The sequence below is a fragment of the Streptomyces sp. NPDC001100 genome (assembly GCF_053598575.1).
The window spans coordinates 27,146-50,143 of sequence record NZ_JBSFKO010000056.1; the positions used below are offsets into that span (position 1 = coordinate 27,146).

14 protein-coding genes are annotated in these 22,998 nt (G+C 69.7%); 6 read left to right on the forward strand and 8 right to left on the reverse strand.

The window, feature by feature from the left end; all coding sequences use genetic code 11:
• Positions 1-25: 25 nt before the first annotated feature.
• From ACWDEW_RS45350 to ACWDEW_RS45380, 7 genes are all read right to left on the reverse strand, one after another.
• Complete coding sequence (locus ACWDEW_RS45350; RefSeq protein ID WP_450521702.1) at positions 26-2,113, reverse strand: GDSL-type esterase/lipase family protein; 2,088 nt, start codon at positions 2,111-2,113, stop codon at positions 26-28.
• 137 nt (positions 2,114-2,250) lie between these two features.
• A complete protein-coding gene (locus tag ACWDEW_RS45355) occupies positions 2,251-2,577 on the reverse strand; it encodes a hypothetical protein (protein WP_450521704.1) in 327 nt (108 codons plus the stop codon).
• Positions 2,577-6,284, reverse strand: coding sequence for a beta-galactosidase (locus tag ACWDEW_RS45360; RefSeq protein WP_450521706.1), 3,708 nt, complete (start codon positions 6,282-6,284; stop codon positions 2,577-2,579). The genes ACWDEW_RS45355 and ACWDEW_RS45360 overlap by 1 nt, the downstream gene beginning before the upstream one ends.
• Positions 6,281-9,922, reverse strand: coding sequence for a beta-galactosidase (locus tag ACWDEW_RS45365; RefSeq protein ID WP_450521708.1), 3,642 nt, complete (start codon positions 9,920-9,922; stop codon positions 6,281-6,283). Before ACWDEW_RS45365 ends, ACWDEW_RS45360 begins: the two co-directional genes overlap by 4 nt.
• Positions 9,919-11,784, reverse strand: a complete 1,866-nt coding sequence (locus ACWDEW_RS45370; RefSeq protein ID WP_450521710.1) for a glycoside hydrolase domain-containing protein — start codon at positions 11,782-11,784, stop codon at positions 9,919-9,921. The genes ACWDEW_RS45365 and ACWDEW_RS45370 overlap by 4 nt, the downstream gene beginning before the upstream one ends.
• A gap of 54 nt (positions 11,785-11,838) precedes the next feature.
• Positions 11,839-14,799 carry a TIM-barrel domain-containing protein gene (locus ACWDEW_RS45375; RefSeq protein ID WP_450521731.1) on the reverse strand — a complete coding sequence of 987 codons (2,961 nt, stop codon included), beginning with the start codon at positions 14,797-14,799 and terminating at the stop codon, positions 11,839-11,841.
• A gap of 431 nt (positions 14,800-15,230) precedes the next feature.
• Positions 15,231-16,127, reverse strand: coding sequence for an SIS domain-containing protein (locus tag ACWDEW_RS45380; RefSeq protein WP_450521711.1), 897 nt, complete (start codon positions 16,125-16,127; stop codon positions 15,231-15,233).
• A gap of 196 nt (positions 16,128-16,323) precedes the next feature.
• Between ACWDEW_RS45380 and ACWDEW_RS45385 the strand changes: the two genes are divergently transcribed.
• The 3 genes from ACWDEW_RS45385 to ACWDEW_RS45395 are packed head-to-tail and all read left to right on the forward strand — an operon-like array spanning position 16,324 to position 19,438.
• On the forward strand, positions 16,324-17,583 hold the full coding sequence (locus tag ACWDEW_RS45385; protein WP_450521712.1) for an extracellular solute-binding protein: 1,260 nt from the start codon (positions 16,324-16,326) through the stop codon (positions 17,581-17,583).
• A gap of 26 nt (positions 17,584-17,609) precedes the next feature.
• A complete protein-coding gene (locus tag ACWDEW_RS45390) occupies positions 17,610-18,554 on the forward strand; it encodes a carbohydrate ABC transporter permease (RefSeq protein ID WP_450521714.1) in 945 nt (314 codons plus the stop codon).
• Between the two features lie 56 nt (positions 18,555-18,610).
• Entirely contained in the window at positions 18,611-19,438 is an 828-nt protein-coding gene (locus ACWDEW_RS45395) for a carbohydrate ABC transporter permease (protein WP_355977361.1), read from the forward strand.
• Between the two features lie 50 nt (positions 19,439-19,488).
• On the opposite strand, the gene ACWDEW_RS45400 is transcribed toward ACWDEW_RS45395, so the two are convergent.
• The gene (locus ACWDEW_RS45400) at positions 19,489-20,277 is read right to left on the reverse strand and encodes a DeoR/GlpR family DNA-binding transcription regulator (RefSeq protein WP_450521716.1); all 789 of its coding nucleotides are present in this window, start codon (positions 20,275-20,277) and stop codon (positions 19,489-19,491) included.
• Positions 20,278-20,447: 170 nt separating this feature from the next.
• On the opposite strand from ACWDEW_RS45400, the gene ACWDEW_RS45405 reads away from it, so the two are divergent.
• From ACWDEW_RS45405 to ACWDEW_RS45415, 3 genes are all read left to right on the forward strand, one after another.
• On the forward strand, positions 20,448-21,302 hold the full coding sequence (locus ACWDEW_RS45405) for a class II fructose-bisphosphate aldolase (protein ID WP_450521718.1): 855 nt from the start codon (positions 20,448-20,450) through the stop codon (positions 21,300-21,302).
• 323 nt (positions 21,303-21,625) lie between these two features.
• Positions 21,626-22,399: a hypothetical protein gene (locus tag ACWDEW_RS45410; protein ID WP_450521720.1), complete on the forward strand. Its 774-nt coding sequence runs from the start codon at positions 21,626-21,628 to the stop codon at positions 22,397-22,399.
• Between the two features lie 28 nt (positions 22,400-22,427).
• On the forward strand, positions 22,428-22,880 hold the full coding sequence (locus ACWDEW_RS45415; protein ID WP_450521721.1) for an amidase family protein: 453 nt from the start codon (positions 22,428-22,430) through the stop codon (positions 22,878-22,880).
• The last annotated feature ends 118 nt before the right edge of the window (positions 22,881-22,998 follow it).

The window sequence follows — 22,998 nt, forward strand, 5'->3', positions numbered from 1 at the left end:
CTCTCAGTCGGTGACCGGCAGGGACTCAGCCGCTGGTCGCGAAGGAGTCGAAGACGGCTGTGGTGGTCTTGCCGGGGTAGTCGAGGTTGACCGCGCTCGCGACCATCCCGGCGTCGAGGGCTCCGGCCGCGGCGGACGGCACGGTCGTGGTGCCGATCTGCTGCCAGGCGCCCGTGTCGGTGCGTGCGTAGGCGGTGTAGGCGGTGCCGTCGCGGACGAGCTTCAGCCAGGCCGGGTGGTAGGAGGTGCCGCCACCGGCCCAGGTGTCGAGGCGGCCGTCGCCGTCGCTGTCGGTCATGAACTCGATGCCGTAGTTCTTGGACATGGTGAGCACCGCGTAGCCGCCCTTCTCGGGGGCGGTGAGGTCGTTCGCGACGGCGATCCCGGCCTTGGCGGAGGGCCCGCTGCCGGTCTGGGAGACGACGCGGGCGGTGACAGAGCCCGTGGCGGGCACGGCGTCCGGCAGGTGGATCGCGGCCTTCTCGTCCTTCCAGCCGGACAGGTCCTGACCGCCCGCCCAGAGGGCGAACTGGTCGCCGTTCTGGGCGTATTGGGCGTCGTCGGTGGTGGCGAACGTGCCGTACGGAGCCCCCACGGGGGACGGAACGGGGGTGACGTCGGCGGTCACGCTGTCGGCGTCGTGGCGCACCCGCCCGGCCTGCCGATAAGAGTCGCGGACGCCGATGTCGTACGCCCCCCAAGCCGTTCCGGCGGCCGGGGTGACTCTCCAGGTGACGGCGGAGCGCGCGCCGGGGGCCAGCGAGCCGAGTCCCGTCTCCCTATCCGGTTGCGCGCTCCAGCCCTCCGGCAGGCGCAGGGCGCTGCTGACCCGGGTGACCGCCGTGGGGCCGGTGTTGGTGACCGTCGCGGTGATCTCCGTGGGGTGGCCGACCTGGAGGTCCGGGTGGTACGGGGTGAGCCGGACGCGTGCCGAGGGGCAGTCGCGCGCCACCCCGAGACCGGCGAGGCCGACCGCGTCGGCGAACGCCTTCATCCCGGTGTCGTTGGGATGGAGATGGTCACCGGAGTCGAACGCGGCGGCATAGCGGGTCGGGTCGTCGGGGTCCCGTACCGCCTTGTCGAAGTCGGCGTAGCCGTCGAAGGTGCCACCGGAGTCGCGTACGAACGTGTTGACCTGCTGCCGGTCGGCCTCCTTGGCCTCGGTCCACCAGTCGCCCCAGCCCCGGTACGGAACCACGGTCGCGCCGATCACCCGCAGCCCGCGGGCATGGGCCCGCCGCGCGATCTCCCGCATGCCGTCGATCACCTGGTCGCCGGTGGCGCCGCCCCAGCTGAGGTCGTTGACGCTCTCGAAGAGAATCACCGTCCGGGCGCCCGGCTGGGACAGCACATCGCGCTCCAGCCGCTCCAGTGCGGAGGGGTTGCCGTCGGTCCCGGCCGTGATGCGGTTCCCGCTGATGCCCTCGTTCAGCACTCCGGCGGGGGTGGTACAGGCAGACAGCCGGGCCGCCAGATAGTCGGGCCAGCGCCGGTCGGCGTCCGAGGTCGAGGCGGCCCCGTCGGTGATGGAGTCGCCGAGCGCGACCACGGAGCCCTGCGCCGGACCGCCCCGTACGTCGACGCCGGTGAGGAACGGGAAGGTGGAGTCGGTCTTGGTGAACGCGGCCCCGTCGGCGTCCCCGGCGTGGTCCCCAACGCCGTCCGGCGTCCAGTAGACGGTCTGCAGCCCCATCCAGTGCTGGCTGATGTGGGTCAGCCGGCCCGGGAAGTACAGGCTGACCACCAGGTCGCCGCGGGCCACGACGGGAATCCGCACCCCGTCGCTCGCCGCCTGCCCGCCGGCCGGGATCGTCACGTCCCGCTTCCCTCCGAATGTAAGAGAGCGCGGGCCGGACACGGACGAGCCGCCCGCGCGTCGCCCCACGGTCGCGTGCCCGATGGTCACCGGCTGGTCGGTGAACTCATTGGTCAACCGGATCCGGACACTCGTTCCGCCCGCGCTGACGTGCACCGGGATCCGCGCGGTCACCTCCGAGGTGCCCGGGTCGTACGACGCGTGCTGCGCGGTCGCCCAAGTCCCCGTCCAGCCCTGCTGTCGGGCCCCGGCCTCGGCCGGAGCCGCCGGAAGCAGGGCCGTCAGGACGGCCGCCACTGCCGCCGCCGTCAGGGCGGCGAACCTTCGGTCCCCACCCGGGTGTGCACGCGGGTGTCCCCGCAGGTGTCCAAGTAATCCGAGTAATCCGAGCACGGGTCCTCCTCAGGAACAGCCGCGGCCGAGGCCGAGGGTGGTCAGGTCGATGAGGTCGGCGAAAGCCCAGGCGAAAGGTGTCCCCCCACGGTGTCGCCGCCGCGGGTACTGCCCGTGACCTCCTGGACGATGTGCCAGTCGGTGCCGATGCGGAACCGGAACGCCCTGGGCGCGGTGGCCAGGACGGTCCGGTCCGCCCGTTCCGTGGTGAGGGTCAACCGGTCGGTGTCGACGCGCAGTTGGTAGCCAGGGGTGGTGACCGTGATCGGCCCGGACACGGCGGCCGTCGCGGGGGTCGCGCCGAGCAGTGGGGCGGCCAGGAGCAGCACCGCCGGGGCGCGGCGCACCACTTGTCCGTGTCCGGGCATCAGGCACCGCCGCCGCAGGTCAGCTTGGCGTCGGCCCAGTCGGCGTGGTCGAGGGCGTTGCCGTCCCCGGCGTCCGAGACGACGAGTTCGAGCCGCCGGGCCCCGGTGACGTCCACGTCGATCGCCTTGGTCGCGGTGTCGCGGTCCATCGTCCCGCTCTCGTACACCGGAACGCCGTCGGCGAGGACGGTGTAGGCGACCGTGGCCGGGCCGTCCGACCGGCCGTACGTCTCCTGGTCAAGGCCCAGCGCTGCCGTGAACTTCGTACAGGTGCCGCCGAGCCATACCCGCGCCGAGGCGGACGCGTGCATGCCGAGCCCCTTGGCGTAGGTGACGTCGTGCAGCCGCAGCGGTAGTCCGTCGCCCGCCGCGTTCTCGCCGTTGGACTGGTCGCGTTCCACCGGACCCCAGCCGTTGCTCGACGACTGGAAGGGCAGATCGCTGACGTAGTGCTCGCCGGCGGTGAGCGGTGGCGGCTGGGCCGCGACCATCTCCTCGCCGGTCGCCGAACCGCCGGTGAAGCGTGCCGTGGCGCGCAGCACGGCGACGGTACCGGTCTTCTGGTCGTCGGGCACGGTGACCGTCCAGGTCGCGTAGGCCGGCCGGCCGGGCTTCAGCGTGCCGAGAGCGACCGGAGTGTCCGGGTTCGCGCTCCAGCCGTCCGGGAGGTCGAGCGAAAGGGACGCGCCTCGCAGTGTGCGGCCGTCGCGCTGTACCGAGACCGCGGCCGTGACCTGGTAGTCGCCGCCCGGCTCGACGGTGTCCGGGGCGTCGACACTCACCCGGGCCGGGACCGTCGGATCGGCGTACCGGGCGGGGTCGTACGCGGGGGACGCCACGTCGGCGACCCGCAGGGAGGAGGTGACGTTGCCGAGGGTCGTCAGGCTCACCTTGCCGAGGCCTCCGCTCGTCGCGTCCTCGCTCCAGGAGGCGATGGCGATGGTGTTCTTGCCGTCGGTGCGCAGAATGCCGTTGGGGATCGGGAAGGTGTGCTGCGGTCCGGTGTCGTTGACGTACTGACCCATCAGCCAGCCGTTGACGTAGATGAGGGCGCGGTAGTCGCGATCGGGGTTGTCCGCGATCGTGACGCCGACGGAGACGTCCTGGCCCTTGGGCAGCCGCGGGTCGAAGGTGGTGCGGTACCAGGCGACGCCGGGGGTGGTGTCGCTGGCCGGCAGCGTGGTGTCGTCCCAGGAGCGATCCGGGTAGCCGGGCAGTGTCCAGCCCGAACGCTCCCCGTACAGACCGCCGTTGTTCATCTGCCCGCGCACGGTGTCTATCGGCTGCTCACCGCCCCGGGCGCCCTGGATGCGCCAGGTGATCTGTGCGTCGGAGCCGGAGAGGTACGCCCCGGTCAGACCGCGCGGCTGCTTGTGGTCGTCGCTGTTGAAGGTGAAGTCCTCGTTGTGGCCCATCGTGCCGACCAGGACGGAGACGACGTTGTCCTCGCCCTTCTTGAGCAGGCCGTCGGCGAGGGCGAAGGTGCGGCGGCCGGTCTCACTGGTTCCGGCGAACCGGCCGTTGACCCACACCGAACAGACGCCGACCGCCTTCGAGGAGGTGTCCGGGTTGGTGGCGAGGGCGGTCAGGGAGAGTGACTTCTCGGTGCCGGTGGCTTTGAAGTGGCCGCGATACCAGACGTAGCCGTAGTGGTACTCGTACTCGTCCTGGTAGAGGACGGGCAGGGTGCCCGGCTCGGTCGGGTTGTCCGTGGTCAGTTTGTCGGCGTAGGTCCACGCGGAGTCGTCGAAGTCCGGGGCGGACTCGGGGTTTTCGGCGGACGTCTTCCAGTCGGTCAGCTCGGGCAGGATGACCTTCCGGGGGCCGGGGATTCTGCCGAGCAGACTGCCGGAGGAGGTGCGCTCGGTGGTCACCTTGGTGCCGTTCCAGGTGACGGTCCGTACGCCGGGGGCCGCGAACACCTCAAGCGGGCCGGCCTTCGCCGCGTCGCCGGTGAGGGCGAGCGTGGAGCCGTGGACGGCGGACGTGCGGACCAGTTCGGCGCCGCGAACCAGGGTCGTGCCGTCCGGCCGCCAGAAACCGGCCGCCTCGTCGTCGGTGCCGATGAGCAGCAGCAGGTCGGGGCGGCCACCACCGTGGACGAGGATCCGGGTCAGGCCCTTGTGGGTGTAGTCCAGCCGCAGGTCGCCGCGTTCGGCGTCCCAGGTGTTCCTGGCGGCACCGTCGAGAACGGTGACGTCCGGCTTCGAGGCGTACCGCAGCACCGTCTGCCCGGGATCACCCTCGGCGCCGTACAGCACCGCCATGTCCCGCGCACCGGCCTTCGTGCTCGTCATCAGCTCGCTCGTGGAGTACACGAGCCGCTGCCCACCGAGGTCGTAGCCGGCGACGAGGATCTTGCCGGTCTGTCCGTTCAGCCGGACGCTCACCGGATAGGTGCCGTCCGGTGTCTTCCAGTCGAAGGTCGTGGTCGCGTCGGAGTCCGCCATGGGGTCGGTGTGGCGGGTGTACAGGAACTGCGTCTTCGTGTCCGGGTTGGCGCGCGCCTCGACGTGGACGGTGTCATCGGACGGTGTGGGTGCGTTCGTCGGTTCGGTGGCCGTGAGCGGAGCGGTGGTGGTGTAGAAGAGGCCCTGCCGCTTCAGCTCGTCGTAGTCGGCGCCGGTTTGCCGGGCCTCGGTGATCGGTGCGCCGTAGTCGTACGACGTGTAGACCTGGCGCGGGTCGGCGAGCCAGCCCCAGTTGGTGCCGCCGTAGGTCATGTACAGGTTCTGGACGGTGGTGCCCTGCATGATCTCGTGTTTGTCGACGATCTTCTCGTACGCGGGGCCCATCTTCTGCCGGCACTCGTCGTACCCGGCGTCGCCCCAGGTCTGGAACCAGCCGGTGCCCGCCTCGAAGACGGCGAGGGGCTTGGTCTCGTCCTGGCGCTTGAGCGTGGGCAGCCACCACTGGCCCTTGCAGAAGGAGTTGTACTGGTCGAGTTCGCCGACGAAGTCGAGCCCGTCGCCGCCCGCGTACTGCGCGTTCGGCTCGTTGCCGACGAGCGGGACGGTGATGCCGTCGGAGCGCACCTGCTTGCTCAGATCGACGACGTATTCACGGCCGTCCGGGTCGTAGAGCTCGTTCTCCACCTGGTAGAGCAGGACCGGTCCGGTGCCGTTGCTGACTTGGTGGCGGGCAAGGACCTTGTCGATGTGCCGCAGCCATTCGTGGGCCGCGGCCAGGTAGTCGGGGGCCGTGGAGCGGGCGCGGCCCTTCTGTGTCATCAGCCAGCCGGGGAAACCGCCGCCGTCCGTCTCGGCGTTGATGTACGGGCCGGGTCGCGCGATGACGTACAGCCCGGCCTCCTGGGCCATGTCGAGCAGCTTGTCGACGTCGCGGACGCCGGAGAAGTCGTACTTTCCCGGCGCGGACGAGTGGTAGGCCCAGTCGAAGTAGATGGAGACCGCGTTCATTCCACTGGCCTTGATCTTCTGTAGGACGTCACGCCACAGGTCGGGGCTGGGCAGCCGCCAGTAGTGGAACTCGCCGGACCAGAGCAGGACGCGTTTGCCATCGACGATGGCGGAGTAGCGGTCGTAGGTGACGTCGTGGGTCGAAGCCGAAGCCGAGGGCTTGGTGGCCGGCACCTGGCTCGGGGGTTCGGCCGCCGCTCGGGCCGGGGCCGTGGACACGAGCGCGGTCAGCAGCAGGGTGGAGACGAGGCCGGCCAGAGCGGCACGCCAGCGTTTCACGGGTCTCATCCGGTGCCTCCCGTACAGGTCAGGTGGGCGCCGGCCCAGTCGGAGTGGTCGGCGGAGATGTCACCGCCGCCGTCCACGGTCAGGTCGAGCCATCGGGCGTCGGTGACGTCCACGTCGACCGGGGTACCGCCGTCGGAGCCCAGGAACGTCGGGCTCGTGAACAGGTCGCGCCCGTCGGCGGTGACCTTGAAGGAGACGCTGCCTCCGTCCCCGACCTCGTCGTCCACACCGACGGTGGCCGTGAACCGGGTGCACACGCCGCCGAGGTAGACGCGGACCTGGCTGTCGGCGTGCACACCGAGACCCTTCGTGTAGGTGGTGCCGCCGATGCTCAGGGGGCGTCCGTCACCGGCCGCGTTCTCGCCGTTGGAGATGTCCTTCTCGACCGGGCCCCAGCCGTTGACGGCCCGCACGAGCGGCAGATCGCTCACGTACGCGTCCCCCGCGGGCGCGGGCGGCGGGACCTGGACGGCCCGCTCACCGGTGGTCTTGGCGGTGCGTCCGCCCTGCCGGTACGAGGCCGTCGCCGACAGCAGTGCGTACGGCACCGGATTGGCGGGCGGAGTGACGGTGTACTCGGCGGTGACCGTGGCACCCGGTGCGACCCGGGCGAAGTGGGTCTGGTCGGCCGTCTTCGCCGTCCATCCGTCGGGGGCCTTGAGCGACAGGTCCACGTCGCTGGCCGGCTTCTGGGGGACGTGGAAGGAGACGGTCACGCGGCCCGCCCCGCCCACGCTCAGGAAGGGCTCGGCGTCGACGGTGAGCCGGGCACCTGCCGGCGCGTCCGTGTACGTCTTCGTGTCGTACGACGGTGCCTTCACGGTCCCGATGTCGATGCCGCCCGCGCTCGCGCCGAGGTCGACGAGGCGCGCGGTGCCCGGTCCGGAGCCGGCACGCGTGGACCAGACCGCGAGGGCGATGGTGTTGCTGCCGTGCTCGTTGAGCAGACCGGTGGGGATGACGAACCGGGACTGCGGGCCGGTGTCGGCGAGATAGCGGCCGATGAGCCAGCCGTTCACGAAGATCTGGGCTCGGTAGTCCTTGCCGGCCGCCCCGTCGGTGAGTTCGAGGGCGAGCGGGGTGTCCTGGCCGCGCGGCAGGTCGAGCCGGGCCGTGGTGCGGTACCAGCGCACGCCGGTGCCGGACTTCGCGGACTGCGCGGAGAGTGTCGTGCGCGGCCAGGAACTGTCTGGGTAGTCGGGCAGCGACCAGCCCGAACGCTCGCCGTACAGACCGCCGTTGTTGTACTCGCCGCGTGCCGTGTCGACGGGCTGTTCACCGCCCCGGTCGCCCTGGATCTTCCAGGTGACGGTGGAGTCGGCGCCGAGGAGGTCGGCGGAGAGCAGTCCGCGTGGTTCCTTGGAGTAGTCGTGACCCCATTCCTCGTTGTCACCCGCGTTCTCGACGAGGACGGAGAGCACGTTGTCGCCGTCGCCCGCGAGCGCCCCGTCGGGGATGTCGAAGGTGTGCCTTCCGTCGCTGCCGCTGCCGAGGTAGTGACCGTTGAGCCAGGCCGCGTACAGGCCGTGCGGGCCGGTGTTCGCGTTCAGGGTCACCGCACTCGTTCTGCCCGTGGTGCGGAAGCGGCCCCGGTACCAGACGTCACCCTGATGGAAGCCGTACTCGTCCATGGCGAGCACGGGGGTGTACCCGGCGAGGTCGGGGTTGTTGGCGCTGAGGTGGTCGGCGGTGGTCCATGCCGAGTCGTCGAAGTCCGGTGCGGCTTCGGGGTTTTCGCCCCGGGTGCGCCAGGTGGTGAGGGCGGGGAGTCCGACCGGGCGGGGCGCGGACGTGACGGCCGTACGGCGCCCGTTCCATGTCACGTCCGTGGCGTCGGCGATGACCTCGATCTTCGCGGCCTTCGTCGAGTCACCGGTCAGCTTCAGTGTGCCGTCGTCGACCTGTGCGGTACGCAGGAGGGACGGGCCGCGTACGAGCACCGGCCCGGCGTCGGTGTCCTGCCGCCACCAGTGCGCGGTCTCCTGCTCGTCCGCGATGAGGAGGACGAGGTCGCCCACGCGTACCCGGATGAGGCCCTGGTGGGTGTAGTTCAGCCGCAGGTCACCGCGTGCGGCGTCCCAGGTGACGTCCGCCTTTCCGTCCAGGACGGTCACCTTCGGCTTGGACGGGTACCGCAGCACGGTCTCTCCCGTCTCGCCCCGCCGCCCGTACAGCAGCGCCACGTCGTCCGCGCCGATCCGGGCATGGGTCATGATCTCGGAGGTGGAGTAGACGAGCCGCTGCCGCTCCAGGTCGTAGCCCGCGACGAGGAGCTTGGCGTCCCGCCCGGCGACCGTGACCGCACCCTGCTGCGGTACGCGCGGATAGTCGCCGTCCCGGCCGGACAGGGACAGGGTCGTCGTGTCGGTGTCCTTCACCCGGGTGTCGGCGTGCCGGACCGTGAAGAACTGGGTCCCCTCGTCCGGATTCACCCGCCGGTCGATCCGCAGTGCGTCGTCGCTGGGCGCGGGCGCCTCGGCCTTGTCGGTGCGGGCCAGCGGCTCCACCGCGTCGACGAAGTACCCGAGCCGCTTGAACTCCTGGTACTTGTCGGTCAGTTGGCGTGACTCGGTGATCGGTGCACCGTAGTCGTACGAGGTGTAGACGGCGTTGGGGTCGGCGAGCCAGCCCCAGTTGGTGCCGCCGTAGGTCATGTAGAAGGACTGGCCGGTGACTCCGGCGGCGATGTTCATCTTGCTGAACACCCGGGTGAAGTCGGTGCCGGTGAGCTCACGGCAGTCGTCGTAGCCGGCGCCGCCCCACGGGTCGAAGGCGCCGCCCTGCGCCTCGGGGATGAGCAGCGGGGACTCGGGCTTCCAGTCGTTGACGTACGAGTAGTCGGGGAGGTTCTTCCACACGTCCGGGCTGGAGCAGTCGAAGCCCTGGGGGTAGGCGTCGAAGCCGTAGATGTCCGGGGCGCCCTTGCCGCTCACCCAGTTCTTGTTGGCACCGCCGTCGTTGAGCATGGTCGGGACGTCGATGCCGTCCTGGCGCGCCCAGTCGATGAGGGTCTGCATGTAGTCGGCGTCCTGGCGGCCGCCCTGGTACTCGTTCTCGACCTGATAGAGGATCACCGAGCCGGTCCCACGGGTGAGTTGATGGCGGGCGATGATCGGGTTGATCCGGCTCATCCACTCCCGGGCGTCCTTCAGATACGCCTCCTCGGAGGTGCGGTTCACTCCGGCGTGTGTCTTGCGCCACGCCGGGAAGCCGCCGCCGGACACCTCCGCGTTGATGTACGGCCCGGGGCGGGCGATCACGTAGAGGCCCGTCTGCTCGGCCTCGTCCAGGAGCCGGTCGAGGTTGCGGATGCCGGAGAAGTCGTAGACGCCGGGCTTCGTGGAGTGGTAGCCCCAGTCGAAGTACAGGGACACGGAGTTGAATCCGGCGGCCTTGATCTTCTGCAGCACGTCCCGCCAGGCGTCCGGGCTCGGCAGCCGGAAGTAGTGGAACTCCGCGCCCCAGACGTACAGCGGCTTGCCGTCGACCTTCACCGAGTACTGGTCGTAGGTGACGGTGTGCGCCTGGTGCGCGGCGACCGACGCCGTCCGGGGGGAGGCGGCCCGCGGGGCGGGCACGGCCAGCCAGCAGGCGGCCAGCAGCGCGGCCGTGAGGAGGGCGAGCCAGGAGTTCTTCATGACGTCAGCGCCTTCACCACCGCGGCTCGCGCGGCCTCGATGTCGCTGACGTCCTTCGTACGGCCGTCCGGGTTCCGCGTCGCCGTGCCGAGGGCCTGGGTCAGGGCGTCGCTGTCCGTGTTGCCGCCGTCCTTCTTACGCAGTTCGTCGATCAGCTCGAAGTCCTCGGTCCCCTCCTTCAGTTGCTCCCAGCGGATGCTGGACATCGGGCCGTTCCTGCCGGGATAGACCAGGTACTCGTCGCCCTGGGTGAAGATGTAGGTCGGGTCGGTGAAGGGGTCGGACGTCCAGCTGTTGTACGACCAGCGCAGGAAGCCGTCCAGATGGCGCTGGGCGGAGATCCACGGCAGCATCCGGGCCTCGACGGCGGGGGAGTAGGACAGCGTGTTGGGGTGGGCCGGGGTGCCGTACACGTAGAAGGTGGTGACCTTCCCCTGGGAGCGGCGCTCCTCGGCCTTCGCGGCCGTCATCTGGTCGATGGTGTCCCAGCTGACGGACAGGTCGGAGGCGAGGTCCGCCGTGCCGGCCGAGCCGGCGACCGAGATCCTCTTGTCGAACTCCGGCGCGACCTCGTGGACGAAGTCCTTGACGACCGTCATGGTGTCGACCGGCCGCTCGTCGAACGACAGGTACGTCCGGTCCAGCCAGCCCTTGCTCTGGAGGTGTTTGACGAAGGCGGGCAGGAAGGTCCCCCACGCCTCGCGCCACCGGTCGCCGCCCAGATCGACGTTCTCGTCGACGCTCTTCCCGGTCCGGGAGTCGGTGTAGGTGAGATGCTCGACGTCCTGGAACGCCAGCATGGAGAACGCCCCGATGTCGGGGCCGAGTCCCGCCTTCAGCGCCGTCCGGACGTACCTGTCCCAGCGGGAGAAGTCGAAGGAGAACCTGCTGCCGTCCCACTTCCAGGCCACCATGCTGGAGTAGGGCGTGGCCGTCTGCGACTGACGGGTGCCCAGCGACCACTGGTGGTGCCACGGGTTGTCGACGATGGTGGTGTTGACGACCTTCTGGCCGTGGCTCGCCAGATCCTTGTCGTACGCCTCGATCAGCTTCCAGTGCCGGTCCGACCAGGGCTCGACACCGCTGTTCAGCGCCATCGTCTCCGGTTGCGCCCACACGTCGAGGAAGAAGCTGTAGTCCTTCGCGTCCGGCACGGCGGCGTTCGCCACCTGGACGGAGAGCGGGTAGGTGACCTTGGTACCGTCGGCGGCGGTCACCTTGACCGCACCGGTGTACGTGCCCGTGGCCGCGGTCTTCGGAATGTGGAAGGTGAACCACAGCGGCTGCGCCGCGTAGGCGGGCACGTCGACCGAGGAGCCCTCCTGCAATGCGTCGCCGACCACATCCGGGTCCCGGTCGCCGGAGACCTCGGTCGCGGAGCTGACCTGGTCGATGGTGGCCGACCAGTCCATCTCGGTCTTGGAGCGCTGCACGGGCACGTACTTCACGAACCGGATCTGCGTGCCCGCGCCGGAGATCCGCGCCCCGCCGGGCCCGGTGAGGTCGCCGACACTCGCCTTCACGTCGTGCAGGTCGTGGCCGGAGGCGATGGCCAGCTGCGCGGAGACCTGCTCGTTGCGGACGGCGGACAGGGACAGGTCCCTGGTGTCCTTGCCCTGGATGGCGGTGGTCGGGTAGCGGGGGACGCGCACCTCGGCGGAGGAGGCGAAGGAGCCGGTGGGTACCCAGGTGATCGTGTCCCTGGTGCCCATCGCGTCGGCGACCTTGACGGTCAGCCAGGTCGTCGTCGCTCGGACGTCGACGTCCGTGGTGGATGTGCCGGTGCCGGCGATCGCCGTTGTTGTCGCGGCTATGACAACGCCCGCGACGAAGGCGGATAAGGCCGTGGGAACGCGTGACATGGTCCGGGGCCCCTCTCGGGCTCGTGCTGGACTGGGTGGAAGGCCGGGCGGGACTCAGGAGGTGACGGTGAGGGCCTTGAAGACGGCCTCGGTGGTGTCCCCCGGGTAGTTCGCGTTGACGGCGCTGGCGACCAGACCCGCGTCCGCACGCCCGGTGGCCGACGGCACCTGCGCCGTGCCGACCGTCGTCCAGGTCTCGCTGTCCTTGCTCGCGTACGCGGTGTACCTGGTGCCGTCGCGGACCAGCCGCAGATGGGCCGGGTAGTACGTCAAGCCGCCGCCCGCCCAGGTGTCGAGGACGCCGTCGCCGTTGCTGTCGGTCATGAACTCAAGGCCGTAGCTCCTGGTCATGACCAGGAGCGCGTAGCCGCCCTTCGACGGGTCGGTGAGGTCGTTCGCGATCGCGACACCGGCCTTGGCCGCCGGACTCACGCCGCTCTGGGAGACCAGCTGCGTCTGGACGGTGGACTGCTCGGCGACCGCGCCGGCCAGGTAGACGGCGCCCTTCTCGTCCTTCCAGCCGGACAGGTCCTGCCCGCCCGCCCAGATGGCGAACTGGTCGCCGGCCTGGGCGTACTGGGCGTCGGTGGTCTGCGTCGTCCGGTAGGGATCGTGGACGCTGCCGGGGGCTGCTTCCACCGTGGCCTGCACGGTGTCCTCGACGGTGGTGGTCTTCCCGGCGGAGGCCCGATAGGTCGCCGTGCCCGTGAGGTCGTGGCTGCCCCATGCGGCGTCGGCGGCCGGGGTGACCGTCCAGGTGGTGGTGTACGCGGCGCCGGGCGCCAGGGAGCGCGCGGTCGCGGCGGTGCTGGCCCGCGCGGTCCAGCCGTCGGGCAGGCCGAGCGAGGTACGGACGCCGCTGATGGCCCGGGTGCCCCAGTTCGTGGCCGTGGTGGTCACCAGGAAGGGCTCACCGGAGCCGGTGCTGGGCGCGTCGGGACCGATCAGGATGGAGGCGGCCGGCACGTCGTCGCGCTTCAGCGCCCGGATCGCCTTCAGGGCACCCTTGGCGCCGAGCTTCACGAACGAGGGCGTCACGCCGAGCGGCGCGGCATAGCCCTTGAGGGTCGCCGGGCCGTGGATGACAGTGCCCTGGTTGACGTCGTACCAGGCGCCGGACGGCAGGTACACCGTGCGGGTCGCGCCGGAGCCGAGTTTGGGCGCGGCCAGCACCGCGGGGCCCAGCATCCACTCGTCCGCCACCGTGTAACTCGCCTGGTCCTTCGGGAAGTCGAAGAACAACGGACGCATGATCGGGTCACCGGTCTTCAGGGTCGCCTGGACCTGGTCCCAGATGTACGGGGCCAGACGTTCGTGTGCCTTGATCGCGGCCCTGTACAGATCGATGGTCTGCTGGTCGTACGTCACCTTCTGGCCGGTGGTGACGTCGTTCGTCTCCACCGGTGAGGTGGAGGAGTACATCAGCGGCATCAGCGACGCCGACTGCGCCCACCGGATCAGGACGTCCTTGTCCGGAGCGGCCTGGCCGCCCGAACCGCCGATCATGTCGGACTCGACGAACGGGTAGCCGATCGTGGAGATGGCCAGGTTCTGGCTGACCGATGCCTTCAGGGAGTTCCAGCCGGTGCCCTTGTCGACCTGGCGGGTGACGAAACCGGCCTCATGGGCCGTGGAGCTCCAGTGGACCCGGATGCCGGCGCCCTGCAGGTCGTACTCGTCGGCCAGTTGGGTGCCGAGCTTCTGGTAGTCGGTGGCCTGGTAGCCGTCGCGCGGCGCGCACTTCTCGTCGAAGAAGCGGGTGTCGAACTTCAGCCCGTTGATGCCGTAGTCGCCCATCAGCTTCTTCAGGTTGCCCTCGTACCAGGCCTTGGCCGCCGGGTTGGCGAGGTCGATGATTCCGGCGGTGCCGTTCCACCAGGTCACGTCGCAGGGCTTGGTGGTGTCGGAGGCGTCCATGAGGAGATAGCCGTGGTCGGCGGCGTACTGGTAGTTGTCGGAGTCGAGGTTGATCCACAGGGTGACCCAGATGCCGAAGTCGAACCCCATGGCGTGGATCTTCTCCGACATGGACTCGGGGTCGGGGAAGGTGGTGGAGTCGAAGGTGAGATTGCCGTACTCGGACTCCCACTTGTCGTCCAGCTGGATGGTGTGCCCGTCCAGGCCGGCCGCGTGCAACTCGGTGGCGTAGTCGAGCAGTTTCCGCTGGTCGACGTCGGTGTAGAACTGCGCCCAGGAGTTCCACAGCGGCTTCTCGTACTGCTCGTACGTGGCGTCGCTCTGCTTCGGTCTGCCGACGATGCCGATGTAGTCGCGGTAGACCGCCAGCGGGGTGGACTCGACGAAGACGGTGGCCTTGTAGGTGTCGGCCGCGTCGACGGTGAAGCGGCCGAGGCCGTCCTTGCCGCCGTTGACGGACACGTCCATGGTGCTGCCGGTGTCGACCCGCAGTCCGGTCGAGGCCGAGGTGTACCAGAACGGATCGATCATGTTGTACGAGGCGGGGCCGAAGTCGCTGTGCTCCACCTGGCCGCTGTCCAGCGGCCAGGGCTGATCGACACCCGGACCGCCCTGCGGGGTCTCCGCCTCGCCCTGGCCGTACCAGTGACCGGCGGAGGCCAGGCCGTAGGCGAGGCCCAGTTGCTCGGGTGCGCCGCCGTGGACGTCCCAGTCGAGCTGGTAGCGGTCGGCGCCGGGGGTGATCCGGGCCTCCACCGTGGCGCCGTCGAGCGTGCTGTCGGCGGTGACGGTCAGGACGCCGTTCCGCCACGTCCAGCCGGTGACGGCGGTCGCGTGCTGCCAGGTGCCGTCGGCTCCGGTGAAGCGCAGGGCGCCGGTGTCGCCGGAGGCGGTGGCGAGCACGGTCTTCCCGGCGCGGCGTGTGGTCAGGGCGAGCTCGTCGGTGGCCACGTCGAGGGTGTAGCCGGGGGCACCGGCGGAGGCCGGCGTGGAGACCGTGACGGCGTGCGCGGTGCGGGCCACCTTCGGCCCGCCGGTGGCGGCGGGGCGGGCGGCGGCCGTTGCCGTGGCAGAGCCGGTGACGGGCGCCATCAGCATGGCGGCGGTCAGGGCGGCAGTGAGCAACAGGCCGCCGGGACTGCTCAGTCGGGCGTGCACTCGTGTCCTCCAGTCGGTCAGGACGGTGACAGTGGCTCAGGAGCGGCGGTGCTTGGTGCCGGTGGCGTGCGGAGTACCGGGTGCACGGGCACGAGCAGAGGCGGTGCCGGGCGAGGCTTGCGATCTGCTTGATGCTGCGCACAGATGCAAGAATCAAAACAATTTCGCTCATGCTCTTGCGAGAGCCGCCACCTGTCAACCTGCGGGACATGCGGCGTTCCGAGTGCTCCGAGGGTTCCCGTGGAGCAGCTGTCGTCCCTGGTGGCGTTCGGTCCCGGAGCCCGCCGAGAGACCTCGACGGGGCCCGGGAACCGTTCGTAACGGGCGGGTAAATTCTGTGGCTTCCCCGAGATCTGCCCCGGGTCGCCCGGTCAGGCCAGGATCACGGAACGGGTCAGGTGGCGTGGATTGTCCGGGTCCATTCCACGTGCCGAGGCGAGGGCGGCCGCCAGCCGCTGCACCACGACGAGGCCGGCCAGGGGGTCCCGGCCGAGGGCCACCAACTGTCCGCCGGTGCGGGCGATGTCGTCGGCGAGACCGGACGGCAGGGCCGCCGGGTCCCCGAACCACCACGCCACTCGGCCGGGTCCGGTGACGCTGATCGGGCCGTGTCGGTACTCCATCACCGGATAGGCCTCCGTCCAGGCGCCCGCCGCCTCGCGCATCTTCAGCGCCGCCTCCTGCGCGATCCCGTACGCCCAGCCCTGCCCCAGGAAGGTGAACTGCTCGGCTTCGAGCACCCCGGCCGGCAGCGGTTCGTCCAGCGCCGAGTGCCCCTGCCGCGGCAGATGTCCGAGGTTCTCGCCCAGATGTGCCCGCAGAAGCACCAGTTCCGTGCTGGCGAACCGGGTCTGGACGACCGAGGTCTCGTCGGCGAAGTCGAGCAGGACCACGGCGTCCGCCGGGCCCGTCACCGATGACCGCGGTACCGCGGTCACCGCGGTCGTGGGGGTGTGCCCCCGCAGCCGGCGGAGCAGTTCCAGCACCTCGGTCGTGGTGCCGGACCGGGTCAGCGCGACCACCCGGTCGTAGGCGCGCCCGGCCGGCATCTCGGAGGCGGGGAAGGCGTCGGTCTCGCCGTGGCCGCCCGACTCCCGCAGTGCCGCGTACGCCTGGGCGATGAACCAGGACGTGCCGCAGCCGACGACGGCCACCCGCTCGCCTGGCCGGGGCAGCGAGGTGGCGGGGCCGTCGGACTGCCGGGCCAGTGCCATGGCCTGCTGCCAGCAGTCGGGCTGGGTGGCGATCTCGATCTCGGTCTGACTCATCGGGAGGTCTCCCCTCTCGGGCGCACGGCGTGACCGATACGTGATGCGGCGACCCTTGACACCGTGCGCGTTTCATTGAGCATCATGTCGTTTCGTGATTGATAGCACTAAGAATCAAGCATAAACAAGCAAGCGAGCACGCAATCAGGCGAGCACGCGCTTGACGAAGCACGCCATGCGTGCGGAGGGGTACTCCGTGAAACGGCACCTCGTGGGCCTCGCCGGGGGACTGTCCCTGGCCCTGACCCTCACCGGATGCGGCAAGGGCAGCTCCTCGGACAGCGGCGGATCCGACGGCAGGACGATCAGGTTCGTCGCCGCCAAGTACGACGACGACACCCAGGCCTACTGGACTGCGCTGATCAAGGACTTCGAAGCGGCGAACCCCGGTTACCGGGTGAATCTCGAAGTCGTCGACTGGGAGCAGATGGACTCCAAGGTCAAGACGTATGTCCAGACCAAGCAGGAACCCGACATCCTCAACTACAACAAGTTCTCCGACTTCGCCCGCGACGGGCTGGTCTACAAGGCGCAGGACGTCGTCTCGCCCAAGGTGCTGGCCGACTTCCTCCCGGTGTTCCGGCAGCAGGCGCAGTACGAGGGGGCCCAGTACGGCCTGCCACTGCTCTCCAGCGCGCGCCTGTTCTTCTACAACAAGGACATCTTCGCCAAGGCGGGCATCGCCGGGCCGCCGTCCACCTGGGCCGAGGTCGAGGCCGACGCCAAGAAGATCAAGGAGGCCGGCTACATCGGCCTCGGGTTACCGCTGGGCGCCGAGGAGGCCCAGGCCGAGTTCCAGATCTGGGCGATGAACAACGGCGGTGGCTGGACCGACGCCTCGGGCAAGTGGGCGATCGATCAGCAGGCCAACGTCGACACGCTGACCTATCTGCGGAAACTGACGAAGGAGAAGGTCACCCAGCCCAACCCGGAGGCCACCAACCGCAAGGACGTCTTCAACGAGTTCGCCCAGGGCAAGATCGGCATGCTGAACGGGGCGGTCTTCCTGCGAAAGGGCTTCATCGACCCCGTCGACAAGAAGCTGAACTACGGCGTCGCGGCCCTGCCGAGCAAGGACGGCAGTACCCACAAGACGCTCGGCGTGCAGGACTACCTCGTCGCGTTCAAGAAGAGCGACGGGTCGAACAAGGCGGCGGTGAAGAAGTTCCTCGACTTCTTCTACCAGAAGGAGAACGCCGCCGAGTTCGTCTCCACCGAGGGGTTCCTGTCGGTCACCAAGTCGGCTGGTGCGGTGCTCAGTTCCGACAGCCAGAACACCGCCTACTACAAGCCGTTCGTCGACGCCCTCGCCGAGGCGGAGTTCGCCCCCACGGACGATCCCGCGTGGGCCGCGGTCGACGGCGCCGTGAAACAGCGCATCGGCACGGCGGTGGCGGGCGGCGACCCGGCGAAGGTCCTGGGCGAGATCCAGAAGACCGCGCAGAAGGGCGACTGACCTCGGTGGCCGTAGACGATGTCACTGTGGGCACCGCCGGGGCCGAACGCTCGGCCCCGGCGGTGCCGGCGCCACCCGTGCCGCACCGCCCTCGCAGGACCTGGCGCGCGCTGGAGCCGCTGTTGTGGCTCGGTCCCGCGACCCTCCTCATCCTGACCATGGTCGTCTGGCCGGTCGTCGAGATGACCCGGACATCCCTGACGCGGGTGAGCTCCACCGGGCTGTCCCAGGGGTTCGCCGGACTCCGCAACTACACCGACCTGTTCGCCGAGGGCGACCTGCCCGGAGTGCTGTTGCGCACCCTCGTGTGGGTCGTCGGGGTCGTCACCGTCACGGTCGTGGTCTCTCTCGGCCTGGCCCAACTGCTGAACTCCCGGTTCCCCGGGCGTCGGCTGGTGCGGTGGGCGATGATCGTGCCCTGGGCCTCGTCCGTGCTGATGACGGCGCTCATCTGGCGCTGGATGCTCAACGACTTCTACGGAGTGGTCAACCGGCTGCTCATGGACCTCGGTGTGCTGGACGCGCCCGTCAACTGGCTGGCCAATCCGGGGCAGGCCCTGGTCGCGATGATGGGCGTGGCGGTGTTCGTCTCGCTGCCGTTCACCTCGTTCGTCCTGCTGGCCGGCCTGCAGAGCATCCCCGCCGAGGTGTACGAGGCGGCGAGGGTGGACGGCGCCGGCCCGGTCCGCGGCTACCTGGGCATCACCCTGCCGCTGCTGCGGCCCTCGCTGGTGGTCGCCGCGATCATCAACGTCATCAACGTGTTCAACTCGTTCCCCATCATCTGGGCCATGACGCGCGGCGGCCCCGGCTTCGCCACCGACACGACCACCACCTACCTGTACAAACTCGCCTTCGACAACCAGTCGGTGGGGGAGTCGGCCGCCATGGCCGTCGTCAATTTCGGGCTGGTTCTGGCTGTGGTGCTGGTCTATCTGCGCGTCGTCCGCCGACAGGAGGACACCACGTGAGCCGGACAGCCGTCATCACCCGTAGAATTGGGCCGCGCAGGAGGCGGCCAGGACCGATGAAGCTGCGCACCGTCCTGCTCACCGCAGTCGGATGGCTGGTGGCGCTGGTGTTTCTCGCGCCCTACGCGGTAATGCTGCTGACGGCGCTCAAACCGACACCCGAACTGATGAAGTCCCCGCCGTCCTATCTGCCCTCCCGATGGCAGTGGTCGAACTTCACGCACATCTGGTCGCTCACCGATCCGCGCGTCGGGGACGCGCTGGTGTTCTCGCTGTACGTCGCGGGGGCGGCGACCGTGCTCGCCCTGGCCGTCGGGCTGCCCGCCGCGTACTACACCGCCCGGCACCGCTTCCGCGGGCGCGGCGCCTTCCTGCTGCTCGTACTCGTCACCCAGATGTTCGCGCCGACCGCGCTGCTGGTCGGCATCTACCGGGAGATGGTCAGCCTCAACCTGACCGACACCGCCGAGGGCCTCATCCTGGTGAACGCGGCGTTCAACCTGCCGTTCTGCGTGTGGATCCTCAACGCGTACTTCGCGAGCATTCCCAAGGAATTGGAGGAGGCGGCCTGGCTCGACGGCACCGGGCGGTTCGGCGCCCTCACCCGTGTCGTCCTGCCGCTCGCGATGCCCGGTGTGGTGACCGCGCTCGTCTACACCTTCATCGGCGCGTGGAACGAGTACGTGGTGGCGCTCACCATCACCTCGTCCAGCAACCGGATGACCCTGACCAGGGCGATTCCCGGCTTCGTCACCTCGTACCACGAGCAATGGCAGTACCTGTTCGCCACTTCGCTCGTCGCGATCGTGCCCGTGGTGGTGCTCTTCGTCTTCGTAGAGCGTCACCTCGTCTCCGGCCTGACCGCGGGCGGCGTCCGGGGATGACGCCGGGATGCGCATCGCGGCCGGGGCCGCCACGGGAGCGGCGTGCGGGGTCAGGCGCGGATGACCTCCACACCGGCCGCCGCGAACGACTCGGTCAGCTCGTCCGAGGCGGTCTTGTCGGTCACCAGGACGTCGATGTCCTCCAGCTGGCAGATGCGGGCGAAGGCCCGTCGGCCCAGCTTGGAGGAGTCGGCGACCGCGACGACCTGCTGCGCGCGGCGGGCCAGCGCCCGGTTGATGCTGGCCTCGCCTTCGTGATGGGCGGTCGCCCCGTGGGCCACGTCGATGGCGTCCACCCCGATGAAGGCCTGGTCCAGTGCGATCTCCGCGAGCAGTTCGGTGGCCAGAGGCCCTATCAGCTCATAGGACGCAGGCCGGGCCACCCCGCCGGTCACCACGAGCTTGACGTGGCGCCGTACGACCAGTTCATTGGCGATGTTCAGGGCGTTGGTCACCACGGTGACCGCCGTCTCCGCGCTGCCGGAACTCAGGTCGGCGCGGGTGGCCAGGGCCCGCGCCATCTCGGTGGTCGTGGTGCCGCCGTTCAACCCGACCACGGCGCCGGCCTTCACCAGCCCGGCGGCCGCGTGCGCGATGCGCTCCTTCTCCGGAGCGTTGCGCGCGGCCTTGTAGCGCAGTGGCAGGTCGTAGGCGATCGCGTTGAGCACGGCCCCGCCGTGCGTGCGGGTGACCATCTGCTGGCGGGCCAGCTCGTCGAGGTCACGCCTGATCGTCGCGGCGGAGACCTGCAACTCTTCGGCAGCCGGCTCGACTTCGAGCCGTCCGTCGCGCGTCAGCATCTCCAGCAGCGCGCTCCACCGGGCCTGCGGTGCCGCCATGTCTCACAACTCTCTGGCAGGGGGATGCGCAACGATGTGCGCACCTCCATGAAACCACAGCACTTGATTGGGTGTTTTATGGTCGCCAAACGAGCAAAACCCTGCACTTTTCGAAAGTCGGTGCTGAAGCCGCTGCCGCATCACTCGCATGCCGCGATCGGAGGTCGTCCGTGCCGCTGACTCCCACCGCCGACGTGGTGAACTCCGCGTGCCGCGACGGACGGGCCGTCGGCGCGTTCAACGTGGTCACCCTGGAGTACGCAGAGGCCGTGCTCACCGGGGCGGAAGCCGCGAGCCGCCCGGTCATCTGCCAGATCAGCGAGAACGCCATACGCTTCCACGGCGGTCGACTCGCCCCGATGGCCCGCGCCACCGCCGCGCTCGCCGAGGCGGCCGCCGTCCCCGTGGCGTTGCATCTCGACCACGTCACCGACGAAGCGCTGTTGCGATGCGCCGCAGACTGCGGCTTCGGATCCGTCATGTTCGACGCGTCCGCGCTGCCGCATGCCGAGAACGTCGCGGCCACGCGCGCCGCGGCGCAGTGGGCGCACGCCCGGGGTCTGTGGGTGGAGGCGGAACTCGGCGAGATCGGCGGCAAGGACGGAGTGCACGCGCCCTCGGTACGTACGGACCCCGGTCAGGCGCGCGATTTCGTGTCCGCCACCGGGGTCGACGCACTGGCCGTCGCGGTCGGCAGCTCCCACGCGATGACCACACGCACCGCCCGGCTCGACCACGGTCTCATCGCCCGCCTCGCTCAGGCGGTCCCCGTGCCGCTGGTTCTGCACGGCTCGACCGGCGTGCCCGACGTGGAGCTCCGGCAGGCGGTGGCGGCCGGCATGGTCAAGGTCAATATCGGTACGGCACTGAATGCCGCCTTCACCGGCGCGGTCCGCGACACACTCGACGCGGCGCCCGCGGCCGTCGACCCCCGGCCGGCCCTCACCGCGGCGCGCCGGGCGATGGCCGATGCCGTGACCTCGGCGCTGCGGATCTTGTCGGGCGACGGGTACGGGACGGAATGAACCGACCGGGGTCCGCCGGACCGGCGGCGTCCCGAACCGCTCCCGGGTGCCCCGGGAGTCCACGTCGGTGCCTTGGTGCCCGTGCCGTGGGGACCAGTTGGGGACCGCACGGTGTCCGCGCACTTGAACGGCACGCACGGCAACGGACGTCGTACACCCTGATTTCGCGTTGTATATGCAGACAAAAGGGGTGATCTGCACCCCTGGGGGTCAAGGGGTCGCAGGTTCAAATCCTGTCGTCCCGACGGTGTGAAGGGTCTTCGCAGGCGAGAGCCTGCGGGGGCCCTTTTCGTATGGGTCGTTTCCGGTCTTCGGGGTTGAGCATGCCGCTCATCGGCGTCTTTACTCGGAGGCCGGTGAAAATGCCGTTGCTGGACCTGGCCAAGATCACTGCGGGTCTGTCGACCTGGCCGGGGTTTCTGCGGGACCGGGACCGTTCGCTGCGGTCGGGGAACTATCCGGAGACCACCCGCTACAACTATCTGCTCGCGGCCGCCCAGTCGGGCCGCTACCTGGGGGAGTACTCGCCGGACTCGGAGGCCGACGACGCGGCCGAGGATCCGAGCGGAGTCAGCCGCCGCGAGTATGTCGAGGCGTTCCAGGCGTGGATGATCGAGACGCGGTCGGCGTCGACGGCGCTGCACAAGCACAAGGCGCTGCAGCGGTTCTTCAAGTGGCTGATGCTCGGCGAGGGCGAGGGCGAGGGCGAGATCGACCGGTCGCCGATGGAGCGGGTCAGCCAGCCCAAGATGTCGCAGAAGCTGATCCCGGTCATCCGTGACGAGGAGACTGCGAAAGTCCTCGGTACGTGCGGGGGCAGGCGGTTCGCCCAGTTGCGGGACGAGGCGATCATCCGCCTGTGCTGCAACACGCACGGGCTGTCAGCCGTTACCTGCGGGCCCGTGCCAAGCGCAAGGCGGCCAGCCTGCGGGACCTGTGGCTGGCCGAGCGCGGGATGCGTCCGCTCGCCCCCAACGGCATCAACATCATGCTCAAGCGGCGGGGTCTTGAGGCCGGGCTGTTCAAGCTGCACGCACACCGGTGGCGGCACACGTTCGCCCTCAACATCACAGAACCGCTGCTCACGGGCGGGTTGATGCGTGTCCAGCTGAAAGGAGTCGTCCCTTGTCCTCACTCCCCGCATCTGACGCCGCCCGCCTCGCGGCGATCGACAAGCACTTCCACTTCGGCCTGTCCGCCGAGGAGTCGGAGGAGTTCGCGCCCGCGGTGGCGGGCTCTCTCGCCATGGCCCGCGGCCTCCTGCCGGAGGTCCGCGCGGCCTACGACGCGGCACTGGACCGGTACGACGTGCTGGTCATGCGCACCGTCCCCTACACGGCCAAGGAGATCCCGCCGGCCGACATCTCCCTGGCCGACTACCTGCACCTCGCGCTGTCGATGGTCGGCAACACCGCACCCTTCGACGCGACCGGCCACCCCTCGTGCAGCGTCCCGACCGACCTGGTCGACGGCCTCCCGGCCGGCTTGATGATCACCGGCAGGCCCTTCGGCGACACCACCGTGCTGAGCGTCGCGCACACCTGTGAACGGGCGGTCGGCGGGTTCCCCGCACCGTAGGTGTCCCCCGAACCCTGGGGCAGCGAGCCCTCTATCCCGTCGTGGGGGAACCGGCACTGTCCATCTGCTCCGGGCCGGGATGCCCACCCGGCGGCTCCATGCATTGTCCCCTCGGGCT